Raw genomic sequence first — 11,896 nt, forward strand, 5'->3', positions numbered from 1 at the left:
CCCGACCCCTCCACCGAGGAATCCGAAGGAGAAGGCAATGCCTGAGTTGGAAGAGCACTACGCCGACCTGAAGTCGACGGTCGCCGAGTTCGCCGACAAGGTGGTCGCCCCCGCCTCGGCCGAGCACGACCGCAACCACACGTTCCCCTACGAGATCGTGGCCGGGATGGGCGAGATGGGCCTGTTCGGGCTGCCCTTCCCGGAGGAGTTCGGCGGCATGGGCGGCGATTACTTCGCCCTGTCCCTGGCACTCGAGGAACTGGGCCGGGTCGACCAATCCACCGCCATGACGCTCGAGGCCGGCGTGGGCCTCGGTGCGATGCCGATCTATCACTTCGGTACCGAGGAGCAGAAGAACACCTGGCTCCCCGATCTCGCGGCCGGGAAGGCGCTCGCGGGCTTCGGACTCACCGAGCCCGGGGCGGGGTCGGACGCCGGAGCCACCAGGACGACCGCCAAGCGCGACGGCGACGAGTGGGTGGTCAACGGCAACAAGCAGTTCATCACGAACTCGGGGACCGACATCACCTCGCTCGTCAACGTCACCGCCGTGACCGGCGTCCGCGACAACGGCAAGAAGGCCATCTCCACCATCATCGTCCCGTCCGGCACGCCCGGTTTCACCGTCGAACCGGCCTACGACAAGGTCGGGTGGAACTCCTCCGACACCCACCCGCTGACCTTCTCCGACGTGCGGGTCCCGGCGGAGAACCTGCTCGGGGAGGAGGGACGCGGTTACGCGAACTTCCTGTCGATCCTCGACGAGGGCCGCATCGCGATCGCGGCGGTGGCCACCGGCGCGGCGCAGGGGTGTGTGGACGAGTCGGTCAAGTACGCGCGTGAACGCGAGTCCATGGGCCAGAAGATCGGGTCGTTCCAGGCGATCTCCTTCAAGATCGCCCGCATGGAGGCCCGCGCCCACACCGCGCGCTGCGCCTACTACGAGGCCGCCCGCCTCATGCTGGCCGGCAAGCCGTTCAAGAAGGAGGCCGCCATCGCCAAGATGGTCTCCTCCGAGGCGGCCATGGACAACGCCCGGGACGCCACCCAGATCCACGGCGGCTACGGGTTCATGAACGAGTACCCGGTGGCGCGGCACTACCGGGACTCCAAGATCCTCGAGATCGGCGAGGGCACCACCGAGGTGCAGCTCATGCTGATCGCGCGGGGACTGGGGCTGTAGGCGATGACGGACCAGCGCAAAGAGGTCGTCCAACGCGGACTGTGGTTCGAGGAGTACGAGGTGGGCACCGCCTACCTCCACCGCCCCGGGCGCACGATGACCGAGACGGACAACGTCCTGTTCACCACGCTGACGATGAACACGCAGGCCCTGCACCTGGACGCGGCGTGGTCGGCCGAGCAGCCGGGCTTCGGCGGCGAGCGGCTCATGAACTCCATGCACACGCTGTCGACGCTGGTCGGGCTGTCGGTCGCGCAGCTCACCCAGGGCACGATCGTGGCCAACCTCGGATTCTCCGAGGTCACCTTCCCCAAGCCCGTGTTGCACGGCGACACCCTCTACGCCGAGACGGTGTGCACGGACAAGCGGGAGTCGAAGTCGCGCCCGGGCGAGGGCATCGTGACCCTCGAGCACATCGGTCGCAACCAGCACGGTGACGTGGTGGCGAGGGCTGTCCGTAAGACGCTGGTCCGTAAGCGTCCGGCCGACCAGGCGGGGGAGGGGCCGGCATGACCCCGGCGTGGATCCCGCCCGGCCCGGCACTGCTGTTCTGCCCGGCCGACCGCCCCGAGCGGTACGGCAAGGCGGCCGAGCGAGCGGACGTGGTGATCGTCGACCTGGAGGATGCGGTCGCACCGGACGCCAGACCGGCCGCCCGGGAGGCGCTCGTGGCCTCCGACCTGGATCCGGAGCGCACGATCGTCCGTGTCAACCCGAGCGACTCCGATGACCACGCCGCGGACCTCGAGGCCCTCACCGGGACGGGCTACCGTTGCGTCATGCTCGCCAAGACCGAGTCGGCCGCGCAGGTCGCCGACGTCCACGCTGCCACCGGCGCGGCGGTGTTGGCGCTGGTGGAGACGCCTCTGGGCGTGATCCGCGCCGCGGAGATCGCCGCCGCACCCGGATGCGCCGGGATGATGTGGGGCGCCGAGGACCTCCTGGCCGCCATGGGTGGCTCGACCAGCCGATTCTCGGGAATCGAGGCCGGTGGCCCCCGGGTCGCGGGGGAGTACCGCGACGTCCCGAGGCACGCGCGTGCGCAGGTCGCGCTCGCGGCGGCCGCGTTCGGTCGGTGGGCGGTGGACTCGGTCCACCTCGACATCGCCGACGAGGCCGGTCAGCGCGCCGAGGCGCTCGACGCCGTCGCCCTGGGGTTCGTGGCCACGGCCTGCATCCACCCGTCCCAGGTGGCGGTGGTCCGACAGGCCTACGCGCCCGACGACGACGAGGTGGCCTGGGCCCGGAAGGTCCTCGACGCCGCCCGGAGCAACCAGGGCGTCTTCCGGCTGGACGGCCGCATGGTCGACGGCCCCGTCTTCCGACAGGCCGAGGCCACGATGCGTCGCGCCGCGGCCTCCGCCACCTGAGACCCCCCACCCGACAGACCGCCAAGGAGTACCGAGATGACCACCACCGATCTCGATTCCACCCCACTGGACCCCGCACTCTCCCACACCCGTGGGGACACCGACGTCCCGCTGCTCACGCAGACGATCGCCGACAACCTGGCCGCCACGGTCGAGCGCTTCGGCGACCGCGACGCCCTCGTCGACGTGCAGGCCGGACTCCGGTGGACCTACACGGAGTTCCACGCCGACGTCCGTCGCCTTGCCTCGGGCCTGCTCCGGCTCGGGATCCGGACCGGCGACCGCGTGGGGATCTGGTCCCCCAACCGCTGGGAGTGGGTGATGATCCAGTACGCCACCGCCGAGATCGGGGCGGTGCTGGTCAACATCAACCCCTCCTACCGCGTCCACGAGCTGGAGTACGTGCTCAAGCAGGCCGGGATCAAGGCCGTGGTCGCGGCGCCCCAGTTCAAGGACTCGGACTACACCGGCATGCTCTCGCAGGTCCAGCCGAGCTGCCCGGACCTGGAGGTGGTGGTGCTGTTCGGCGACGAGGAGTGGGAGTCCATGATGTCGGGGCCCACCGACGCCGACGAGCTGGCCGGGATCCGCGCCGGTCTCGGCGCCGGCGACCCCATCAACATCCAGTACACCTCGGGCACGACCGGTTTCCCCAAGGGCGCCACGCTCTCCCACACCAACATCCTCAACAACGGGTTCTTCGTGGGTGAGACCATCAGCTACTCCGAGGTGGACCGGGTATGCATCCCGGTGCCCTTCTACCACTGCTTCGGCATGGTGATGGGCAACCTCGCGTGCACCACCCACGGGTCGTGCATGGTGATCCCCGCGCCGGCGTTCGACCCCGCGGCCTCGTTGCGGGCGGTGGCGCAGGAGAAGTGCACGAGCCTGTACGGCGTGCCGACGATGTTCATCGCCGAGCTCGCGCTCGAGGACTTCGACTCCTACGACCTGTCCTCCCTGCGGACCGGCATCATGGCGGGCTCACCCTGTCCGGAGGCGACCATGCGTCAGGTGATCGACCGGATGAACATGGAGGAGGTCTCGATCTGCTACGGCATGACCGAGACCTCCCCGGTGTCCACACAGACCCGGGCCGACGACTCGCTGGATCGCCGCGTCACCACCGTGGGGCGGGTCGGTCAGCACCTCGAGATCAAGATCATCGACCCGGAGTCGGGTGAGACCCTGCCGCGCGGCGAGGCGGGGGAGTTCTGCACCAAGGGCTACAGCGTGATGATCGGGTACTGGAACGAGCCGGAGAAGACAGCAGAGGCGCTCGACGCCGACGGGTGGATGCACACCGGGGACATCGGGGAGATGGACGCCGACGGCTACGTGCGGATCACCGGCCGTATCAAGGACATGGTGATCCGCGGGGGCGAGAACATCTACCCGCGTGAGGTCGAGGAGTTCCTCTACACCCATCCCGACATCCTCGACGCCCAGGTGATCGGGGTCCCGGATCCGAAGTACGGTGAGGAATTGATGGCGTGGATCCGGCTGAAGCCCGGACGCGACGACCTGACCGCCGAGGAGGTCCGGGACTTCGCGACCGGCAAGCTGGCCCGTCACAAGATCCCCAGGTACGTCCACGTGGTGGACGAGTTCCCCATGACCGTCACCGGGAAGGTCCGCAAGGTCGACATGCGCAAGACGGCGATCGAGATCCTCGGCATCGCCTGACCGCCCACATTCAAGGAGGACGAGTATGTCCAGCAAGATCATGACCGCGGAGCAGGCCGTCGCGGACATCCCGGACGGGGCGTCGATCGCCGCCGGCGGTTTCGGCCTCTGCGGGATCCCGCAGGTCGTCATCGAGGCACTCGCGGCCCGCGACGTCGGGGACTTCGAGGTCTTCTCCAACAACGCCGGGGTCGACGGCAAGGGCCTCGGCATGCTCCTGGAGACCGGCAAACTGCGACGCATCGTCTCGTCGTACGTCGGCGAGAACAAGGAGTTCGCGCGGCAGTACCTGTCCGGTGAGCTCGAGGTCGAGCTGACGCCGCAGGGCACCCTCGCCGAGCGGATGCGTGCCGGCGGCTCCGGGATCGGGGCGTTCTACACGCGCACCGGCGTGGGGACCTACGTGGCCGATGGCGGGATGCCGTGGAAGTACGACTCCGAGGGCGGGGTCGCGCTGGCCTCCCCGCCCAAGGAGACCCGGGAGATCCGGGGCGAGACCTACGTGCTCGAGCAGGCCATCGAGGCCGACTTCTCGCTCGTGCGGGCCGCGGTTGCGGACCGCAGCGGCAACCTGAGGTTCAACCTCACCGCCCGCAATTTCTCGCCGCTGGCCGCCATGGCCGGTCGGGTGTGCATCGTCGAGGCCGAGGAGATCGTCGAGGTCGGAGAACTGGCCCCGGACGACATCCACCTGCCCGGCATCTTCGTGCACCGCCTGGTCGAACTCACCCCGCAGCAGGTGGAGCAGACCAAGTGGATCGAGAAGACCACCACCAACCCGCCTTCGGAAGGACAGCGCTGATGAGCACCTCCAGCACGCCCGCCCGGCTCGGTCGCGACCGCAAGGCCATGGCCGCCCGCGCGGCCCTCGAGCTCTCGGACGGCCAGTACGTCAACCTGGGGATCGGTCTGCCGACGCTGGTACCCAACTACGTCCCTGAGGACGTCAACGTCACCCTGCAGTCGGAGAACGGCCTGCTGGGGATCGGGCCGTACCCGCATCCGGACGATGTCGACCCGGACCTGATCAACGCCGGCAAGGAGACCGTCACCACGCTGCCCGGCTCGTCGATCTTCGACTCGGCCATGAGCTTCGGCATGATCCGCTCGGGGAAGATCGACGTGGCGATACTCGGCGCCATGGAGGTCAACCCGGCCGGCGACATCGCCAACTGGATGGTGCCCGGGGCCATGGTCAAGGGCATGGGCGGCGCGATGGACCTCGTGGTGGGCGCCCGCCGCATCGTCGTGGTGATGGACCAGCTGGCCAAGAACGGCTCGTCGAAGATCGTCCCGGAGATCTCCCTCCCGCTCACCGGTCTGGGGTGCGTGGACCGGATCATCACCGAACTCGGGGTCTTCGACCGCGACTCCGACGGGCTCACCCTGATCGAGCTGGTCGACGGGGTGACCCTCGATCAGGTCGCCGCCGCCACGGCAGCCCCGTACCGGGTGGCCGAGGCCCTGTCGTGATCGAGGAGCTGCGGTAATCACCCCACCGCCCGCACGCGCCGCCGGACTCTGGACCACACCGGTCCGTGGTCGGGCGGCGCTCTCGGCGTTGGCCTGGGTTGTGGGGTATGTGGTCGGACTCGTCGTCGTCGTCCTCCTCGGACTCCTCGTCGCGAGCACCGTCGGTAGCCCGCCGCCCGACACCGCCCTGCTCGCTCTCGTGGTGCTCGGCGGCACGGCGGTGGCGGCGCTGGTCGCGGTGTGGGTGCACCTGCTCCGCCGACGCGGGTTGCGCTGGGCCGATGTGGGGCTCCGCGCACCCGAGCGGTCACCGGTACACCTGCTGTGGCAGATCCCGGCCGTGATGGTCGCCGGGGTCGTCGCATCCATGATCGTGCTGCTCCCGCTGGGGGCCGGGCAGGAGGGGTCCGAGGCAGGGCTCGAGGACCTCGCCACGGGTGGGCCCGTGTTCGTGGTGCTGGGGGTGCTCGCCGTGGCGGTGCTCGTCCCCGTGGCCGAGGAGGTGGTGTTCCGGGGGATCGTCCTGCCCGCACTGCGCGCGAGGTTCCGGGCCGTCCCGGGGATCGCGCTCGCGGGGACGATTTTCGCCGCCGTGCACCTGATCCCGCCCGCCCTGCCGTATCTGCTGGTCGTGGGGATCTCCCTGTGCGTGATGGCGCAGTGGTACCGGTCGATCGTCCCGGGGATCGTGCTCCACGGGGTCAACAACGCGGTCGTGTTCGCCGGCATCGTGGCGGCGGGCGCCACCTGAGTGGCGCGCTCAGGCCAGCAGCGCGGACACCAGCAGCAGTACGGGGAGCGACCCGAGGGTGGTGAGGACCGCCGAGTCGCGGGCGAGCAGTGTCCCGTGGCCGTACCGGGTGGCCACCACGAGGACGTTCTGCGCGGTGGGCAGGGCCGCCGCGACGACGACGGTGAGCAACTCGTGACCCCGCATCCCCATGAGACCGCTGCCGACGGCGTACGCCAGGAGTGGGTGGGCCACCAGTTTCAGTCCGCTCGCCAGCGCGATCTCCCGTCGGGGTGAGGCCCCGGCCTCGAGCACCTTCACGCCATAGAGGGACATTCCGAAGACGAGGAGAGCGCCGGGGACCGAGATCTGGCCGACCAGGTGGACGGGTTCGAGGAGGCGTTCGGGCGGTGACCACGGGAGGGCGGCCACCACCACCCCGGCGAGCGCGGCCAGGACCAGGGGGGTCCGGGCCGCCTGGAGCGCGGAGGCGAACGCACCCCCACCCCCGTCGGTCGTGCCCTCCGCGCGGGCGGCACGCTCGAGCACGGCGATCGCGATCGGCTGCAGTACCGCCACCTGGAACAGCAGGAGCGGCATGACGAACCCGAAGTCCCCCAGGACGTAGACGGCGATGGGGATGCCGAGGTTGGCGGAGTTGACGTAGCTCGCGGACAGGGCCCCGACCGCGAGGTCGGCGGTCGGGCGCCGCAGCCACACCTTCGCGACGAGCACGTAGGCGACCGCCATCACGATCGCCGTACCGGCGGACACCACGAAGACTCCCGTGAAGACCTGGTCGAGCGTGGTCCGTGCGAGCGCGTCGAACAGCAGGGCCGGGGTGGCGACGAAGAACACGAGTCGGTTGAGCACCAACCGCGCGTCGCTGCCGAGGACCCGTGAACGGGCGAGGAGCCACCCGAGCGCGACGAGCGCGACGATCACGGCGAAGCCGTTGAGGACGCCGGCCACTGCGGACTCCTGAGGGTCGGGGAGGGGGGAGCGATAACGCCGATCGGGGCCGTGCACTCCTGAAACCAGGAGGCGCGACCCCGATCGGGTTGCTGTTGTCCGAGTCGGCGGCTAGCTGCCGCGGGCGGGACGTGCGGTGCGGTTCGACCGCGCCGAGCGGTGGCTCAGCGGCTGGTGAACGGGAGCAGAGCCATCTCGCGGGCGTTCTTGACCGCGACGGCGACCTGCCGCTGCTGCTGCGGCGTGAGGCCGGTGACGCGGCGCGAACGGATCTTGCCGCGGTCGGAGATGAACGTGCGGAGGGTGTTGACGTCCTTGTAGTCGACCGTCTCGATACCCGCGACCTTCAACGGGTTCTTCTTGGGGCGACGACCCTCCTGGGCACGGACCTTCTTGGACGGGGTGCTACGCGCTTTTGCCATGATTACCTACTCACCAACTCGACTTCGTGACACCGGGCAGCTCGCCACGGTGGGCCATCTCGCGCATCCGGACGCGGGAGAGACCGAACTTGCGGAGGTAGCCGCGCGGGCGGCCGTCGGCGACGTCGCGGTTACGCACCCGCACGGGCGAGGCGTCACGCGGCATCTTGTTGAGCGCGGTCTGGGCGTCCATGCGCGCCTCGTCCGTGCTCTCGGGGTTCTTGATGATCGCCTTGAGCTCGGCGCGCCGCTCGGCGAACCGGGCCACCTTGGCCTTGCGCTGCTCGTTACGCGCGATCTTTGACTTCTTGGCCACGGGTCAGCGCTCCTCTCGGAATTCGACGTGCTTGCGGACGACCGGGTCGAACTTCTTGAGGACGATGCGGTCCGGGTTGTTGCGGCGGTTCTTACGGGTCACGTAGGTGAACCCGGTACCGGCCGTGGACTTGAGCTTGATGATGGGTCGAACGTCGTTACGGGCCATCTCAGATCTTCTCCCCACGGGCGCGGATTCGGGCCACGACGGCCTCGATGCCATCGCGGTCGATGGTCTTGATGCCCTTGGTGGAGACGGTCAACGTGACGCGACGTCCCTCGGAGGGCAGGAAGTAGCTACGACGCTGGATGTTCGGGTTCCAGCGACGGTTGGTCCTGCGGTGTGAGTGCGAGACGGACTTGCCGAAACCCGGCTTCCGTCCCGTTACCTGGCAATGCGCCGACATGGCGTGGTTCTCCTTCCGCCTCCTCGTACGGTGGCGCGTGAGGGTCGCAACTGGGAGCCGGCCTGCGCCGAGCAGCAGTGGACCGTCACGTCGCGGGCACCGGGAGAGGCGATAGCAAACGTGCAGACAACAGCGATGGTCTAGTTTACGGCCCGACCGCGCGAAACGGTAATCAGCACGTCAGCGCCGGTGGAGCGGGCGGGCGAGGCGCGCGAATTGGGTACCCGGTCATCGTACGGGTACGATCTACCGATGCGTGTGCTGATACCGGGATCCCCGGTTCGGCCACTGGCACTCGCGCGTCCCTGACGGGGCGGGCGCCAGACCCAAGACTTCTACCGAGCTAGAGGGATCCAGTATGAAGAACGACATCCACCCCGACTACCACCCGGTGGTCTTCCAGGACTCGGGCACGGGCACCAAGTTCCTCACCCGCTCCACCGCCAAGAGCGAGCGGACCGTCGAGTGGGAGGACGGCAACTCCTACCCGCTCATCGTGGTCGACGTGACCAGTGAGTCGCACCCGTTCTGGACCGGCGCGCAGCGCGTCATGGACACGGCCGGCCGTGTCGAGAAGTTCCAGCGCCGTTACGGCAACCGCGCCCGTCGCACCAAGTGAGCCGTGGGCCGGCGGTGTGCCGCCGGCCCTCTCACACACCCGAGACCCAAGAGGACGTAACAGTCATGGCAGTTCCGAAGCGTCGCCTCTCGCGCGCCAACACCCATTCCCGCCGCTCGCAGTGGAAGGCCGAGAACCCGGCCCTCCAGGAGACCAAGGTCGACGGCCGCCCCGTGGTGCTGCCGCGCCGCCTGGTCAAGGCCGCCAAGCTCGGCCTGATCGACCTCGACCGCTGACCCCGGTCGACTGAGCCCGGCGGTGCCCCCGCGCCGCTCGCACACGCCCGGTCTCGAGCCCGGCGGGTCCCTCCCGGACCCGCCGGGCTCGTCGGCGTCCGCGGATGTTCAGCGCGATGCGCGTCGGTCGCGGTGTTCCTCAGCCGTGGTTCAGGGATGTGGGAGAGACTTCCCCGTATGAAGATCCTCGTTGTGGACGACGACCAGGCCGTGCGTGAGTCCCTGCGCCGCTCCCTCACGTTCAACGGTTACGCGGTGGAGCTCGCGGGGGACGGTGTCGAGGCGGTCGAGCGACTCGACACGAACCGTCCGGACGCGGTGATCCTCGACGTCATGATGCCCCGGCGGGACGGTCTCGAGGTCTGCCGGATACTCCGGAGCCGCGGGGACGATCTCCCGGTGCTGATGTTGACCGCGCGCGACGCGGTGTCCGAGCGGGTGGCGGGGCTGGACGCGGGCGCCGACGACTACCTGCCCAAGCCTTTCGCCCTGGAAGAACTCCTGGCCCGGCTCCGGGCGCTGCTCCGCCGTCGGGGCCCCGAGGCCGAGGACGTCGACGAGGTGCTGGAGTTCGAGGACCTGCGGATGGACCTGGCGACGCGTGAGGTCAGCCGGGGCGACCGCCGGATCCAGTTGACGCGCACCGAGTTCTCGCTGCTCGAACTGCTCCTGCACCATCCCCGCCGGGTCCTCACCCGGAGTCACATCCTCGAGGAGGTGTGGGGTTATGACTTCCCCACCTCGGGGAACGCGCTCGAGGTCTACATCGGATACCTGCGCCGCAAGACCGAGGGCGAGGGGGAGAGTCGGCTGATCCACACCGTGCGGGGCGTCGGGTACGTGTTGCGCGAGACGCCGTAGTGCCAGCCCGCACGGTGGGGTGGTCCTCCACGCCGATCTCCCTGCACCAGCGGGTCACCCTGTTGGCGGCGAGTTCGGTGGGCGTCGCGGTGGCGTTGATGGCCGTCGCGGCGTACTTCGTCGTGTCCGGGTCCATGTACAGCGAGGTCAACAACCGGCTCCAGCAACAGGCGGATCAGCTCGTCAACAGTCAGCTCGCCTCGGAGTTCGCACTGCAGTCACGCAGCACCCTCATCGCGCTGAGGGCCTTCAACCCCAACCTGGACGCTCAGATCGTCGCCCCCTCCGGTGTGCGGACAGCCGCCGGCGAACCGTTCCAGATCGGTGGCCCGGAGATCGCGGTGGTGCGGGGCGAGACCGACTCGAGCCTGCGGACGGCCGGGGGAAAGCAGATCTATGCCGTGGGGGTCCGGGACGGCTCGACCCTCATCCTGGCCCAGGATCTGAGCCCCACGAGGGCGGCCCTGAACCGCCTTGCGATAGTCCTGACCCTGGTGGGCGCGGCCGGAATCGCGCTGGCGGCGGTGGCCGGGACGGCGGTCGGGCGCACGGGTCTGGCCCCGGTCGCCCGGTTGACCCGGGCGGTGGAGAGGATCGCACGGACCGATGACCTGCGGCCCATCCCGGTCGCGGGGGATGACGAGATCGCTCGACTCACCGCGAGTTTCAACCAGATGCTCGTCGCGCTGGGGGAGAGCAGGGAGCGACAATCGAGGCTCGTGGCCGACGCCGGTCACGAGCTCAAGACGCCCCTGACCAGCCTGCGCACGAACGTGGAACTGCTGATCGCCGCGAGCAGGCCGGGGGCGCCGACCATCCCGGACGCCGACAGGGGGGCGCTCGAGGTCGACGTGGTCGGTCAGATCTCTGAACTCACCCAGCTCGTCGGGGACCTGGTCGAACTCGCCCGCGAGGATTCCGGGGACGTCGAACTGGAACCGGTCGCGGTGTCGGAGGCGGTGGAGCGGGCCCTCGAGCGGGTCCGACGGCGACGTCACGACGTGCACTTCGACGTGGAGCTGGCGCCCTGGTACTCGTTCGGTGACAGTGCGGGGATCGAGCGTGCGGTCCTGAACATCTGCGACAACGCGGCCAAGTGGAGCCCCACCGGGGGAACGGTGACGGTTCGGATGAACCCGGTGTCGGAGTCGGTGGTGGAGTTGACCGTCGCCGACCAGGGGCCTGGGATCCCCGAAGCGGACAAGGAGCTGGTCTTCGAGCGGTTCCACCGTTCGCGGGAGGCGCGCGCGATGCCGGGTTCCGGGCTCGGGCTGGCGATCGTCCGTCAGGTGGTCACCAGGCACGGGGGGACCGTGGAGATCCACGACGCGGACGGCGGGGGCACCGAGGTGCGCATGACCATCCCCGGAAGCGACCGTCCCCCGAGCTGAACCGTCCCTGAACCATCCGGAGGCGGCACCGGTGGTCTCAGCGGGCACACAGCGCGGTGAGGAACCATGATCCCCATGGAGAACGAGAACGATCGGGGAACCGGTGATCCCCGGCCCGGCGACGAGTGGGCCTCGGGTCCGGGCGCGGGCGGGCACGGACACCATCAGTACGGGCAGGGCCAGTACGGACAGGGCCAGTACGGGCACGTCCAACCCGAGCAGGGATGGGGT

The 11,896-nt window shown here is 69.4% G+C and carries 16 protein-coding genes; 11 read left to right on the plus strand and 5 right to left on the minus strand.

Features of this window, described 5'->3' with window-relative positions; all coding sequences use genetic code 11:
• The first annotated feature begins 37 nt into the window (after positions 1-37).
• The 7 genes from IY392_RS17435 (at position 38) to IY392_RS17465 (ending at position 6,463) form a co-directional block, all read left to right on the plus strand.
• A complete protein-coding gene (locus tag IY392_RS17435; protein WP_107756981.1) occupies positions 38-1,183 on the plus strand; it encodes an acyl-CoA dehydrogenase family protein in 1,146 nt (381 codons plus the stop codon).
• Between the two features lie 3 nt (positions 1,184-1,186).
• A complete protein-coding gene (locus tag IY392_RS17440) occupies positions 1,187-1,696 on the plus strand; it encodes a MaoC family dehydratase (protein ID WP_107756980.1) in 510 nt (169 codons plus the stop codon).
• Positions 1,693-2,553: a CoA ester lyase gene (locus IY392_RS17445; RefSeq protein WP_107756979.1), complete on the plus strand. Its 861-nt coding sequence runs from the start codon at positions 1,693-1,695 to the stop codon at positions 2,551-2,553. Before IY392_RS17440 ends, IY392_RS17445 begins: the two co-directional genes overlap by 4 nt.
• A gap of 36 nt (positions 2,554-2,589) precedes the next feature.
• Positions 2,590-4,239: an AMP-binding protein gene (locus IY392_RS17450; protein WP_194861922.1), complete on the plus strand. Its 1,650-nt coding sequence runs from the start codon at positions 2,590-2,592 to the stop codon at positions 4,237-4,239.
• Positions 4,240-4,264: 25 nt separating this feature from the next.
• Positions 4,265-5,041 (plus strand): CoA transferase subunit A, encoded by a 777-nt coding sequence (locus IY392_RS17455; RefSeq protein ID WP_017836284.1) that lies wholly within the window; start codon positions 4,265-4,267, stop codon positions 5,039-5,041.
• The gene (locus IY392_RS17460) at positions 5,041-5,712 is read left to right on the plus strand and encodes a 3-oxoacid CoA-transferase subunit B (RefSeq protein ID WP_107756977.1); all 672 of its coding nucleotides are present in this window, start codon (positions 5,041-5,043) and stop codon (positions 5,710-5,712) included. The genes IY392_RS17455 and IY392_RS17460 overlap by 1 nt, the downstream gene beginning before the upstream one ends.
• Positions 5,713-5,821: 109 nt before the next feature.
• A complete protein-coding gene (locus tag IY392_RS17465; RefSeq protein WP_231750310.1) occupies positions 5,822-6,463 on the plus strand; it encodes a CPBP family intramembrane glutamic endopeptidase in 642 nt (213 codons plus the stop codon).
• 9 nt (positions 6,464-6,472) lie between these two features.
• Here the strand turns inward: IY392_RS17465 and IY392_RS17470 are convergent, their stop codons facing one another.
• The 5 genes from IY392_RS17470 to rpmB form a co-directional block, all read right to left on the minus strand.
• A complete protein-coding gene (locus tag IY392_RS17470; protein ID WP_107756975.1) occupies positions 6,473-7,414 on the minus strand; it encodes an AEC family transporter in 942 nt (313 codons plus the stop codon).
• Between the two features lie 164 nt (positions 7,415-7,578).
• A complete protein-coding gene (gene rpsR, locus IY392_RS17475; protein WP_017836288.1) occupies positions 7,579-7,836 on the minus strand; it encodes a 30S ribosomal protein S18 in 258 nt (85 codons plus the stop codon).
• Between the two features lie 10 nt (positions 7,837-7,846).
• On the minus strand, positions 7,847-8,152 hold the full coding sequence (rpsN, locus tag IY392_RS17480) for a 30S ribosomal protein S14 (RefSeq protein ID WP_017836289.1): 306 nt from the start codon (positions 8,150-8,152) through the stop codon (positions 7,847-7,849).
• A gap of 3 nt (positions 8,153-8,155) precedes the next feature.
• Entirely contained in the window at positions 8,156-8,320 is a 165-nt protein-coding gene (gene rpmG / locus IY392_RS17485) for a 50S ribosomal protein L33 (RefSeq protein ID WP_017836290.1), read from the minus strand.
• Position 8,321: 1 nt separating this feature from the next.
• Positions 8,322-8,558: a 50S ribosomal protein L28 gene (gene rpmB, locus IY392_RS17490; RefSeq protein ID WP_007632788.1), complete on the minus strand. Its 237-nt coding sequence runs from the start codon at positions 8,556-8,558 to the stop codon at positions 8,322-8,324.
• 358 nt (positions 8,559-8,916) lie between these two features.
• Here rpmB and IY392_RS17495 point away from each other — a divergent pair, with 358 nt between their 5' ends.
• From IY392_RS17495 to IY392_RS17510, 4 genes are all read left to right on the plus strand, one after another.
• On the plus strand, positions 8,917-9,177 hold the full coding sequence (locus tag IY392_RS17495) for a type B 50S ribosomal protein L31 (RefSeq protein ID WP_107756974.1): 261 nt from the start codon (positions 8,917-8,919) through the stop codon (positions 9,175-9,177).
• Between the two features lie 65 nt (positions 9,178-9,242).
• Positions 9,243-9,413, plus strand: coding sequence for a 50S ribosomal protein L32 (gene rpmF, locus IY392_RS17500; RefSeq protein WP_107756973.1), 171 nt, complete (start codon positions 9,243-9,245; stop codon positions 9,411-9,413).
• A 177-nt stretch (positions 9,414-9,590) separates the two neighbouring features.
• Positions 9,591-10,274: a response regulator transcription factor gene (locus IY392_RS17505; protein WP_107756972.1), complete on the plus strand. Its 684-nt coding sequence runs from the start codon at positions 9,591-9,593 to the stop codon at positions 10,272-10,274.
• Positions 10,274-11,665: a HAMP domain-containing sensor histidine kinase gene (locus tag IY392_RS17510; RefSeq protein WP_107756971.1), complete on the plus strand. Its 1,392-nt coding sequence runs from the start codon at positions 10,274-10,276 to the stop codon at positions 11,663-11,665. The genes IY392_RS17505 and IY392_RS17510 overlap by 1 nt, the downstream gene beginning before the upstream one ends.
• The last annotated feature ends 231 nt before the right edge of the window (positions 11,666-11,896 follow it).

The sequence above is a fragment of the Dietzia sp. SYD-A1 genome, from assembly GCF_015356725.1.
Classification (GTDB): domain Bacteria; phylum Actinomycetota; class Actinomycetes; order Mycobacteriales; family Mycobacteriaceae; genus Dietzia.

Bases quoted from the DNA above. Each gene is read 5' to 3' on its own strand.
- rpmB (WP_007632788.1), bottom strand. From the start codon at position 8,558: ATGTCGGCGCATTGCCAGGTAACGGGACGGAAGCCGGGTTTCGGCAAG.
- rpmF (WP_107756973.1), top strand. From the start codon at position 9,243: ATGGCAGTTCCGAAGCGTCGCCTCTCGCGCGCCAACACCCATTCCCGC.
- rpsR (WP_017836288.1), bottom strand. From the start codon at position 7,836: ATGGCAAAAGCGCGTAGCACCCCGTCCAAGAAGGTCCGTGCCCAGGAG.
- IY392_RS17435 (WP_107756981.1), top strand. From the start codon at position 38: ATGCCTGAGTTGGAAGAGCACTACGCCGACCTGAAGTCGACGGTCGCC.
- IY392_RS17505 (WP_107756972.1), top strand. From the start codon at position 9,591: ATGAAGATCCTCGTTGTGGACGACGACCAGGCCGTGCGTGAGTCCCTG.
- rpmG (WP_017836290.1), bottom strand. From the start codon at position 8,320: ATGGCCCGTAACGACGTTCGACCCATCATCAAGCTCAAGTCCACGGCC.
- IY392_RS17445 (WP_107756979.1), top strand. From the start codon at position 1,693: ATGACCCCGGCGTGGATCCCGCCCGGCCCGGCACTGCTGTTCTGCCCG.
- IY392_RS17440 (WP_107756980.1), top strand. From the start codon at position 1,187: ATGACGGACCAGCGCAAAGAGGTCGTCCAACGCGGACTGTGGTTCGAG.
- IY392_RS17495 (WP_107756974.1), top strand. From the start codon at position 8,917: ATGAAGAACGACATCCACCCCGACTACCACCCGGTGGTCTTCCAGGAC.
- IY392_RS17460 (WP_107756977.1), top strand. From the start codon at position 5,041: ATGAGCACCTCCAGCACGCCCGCCCGGCTCGGTCGCGACCGCAAGGCC.
- IY392_RS17455 (WP_017836284.1), top strand. From the start codon at position 4,265: ATGTCCAGCAAGATCATGACCGCGGAGCAGGCCGTCGCGGACATCCCG.
- IY392_RS17450 (WP_194861922.1), top strand. From the start codon at position 2,590: ATGACCACCACCGATCTCGATTCCACCCCACTGGACCCCGCACTCTCC.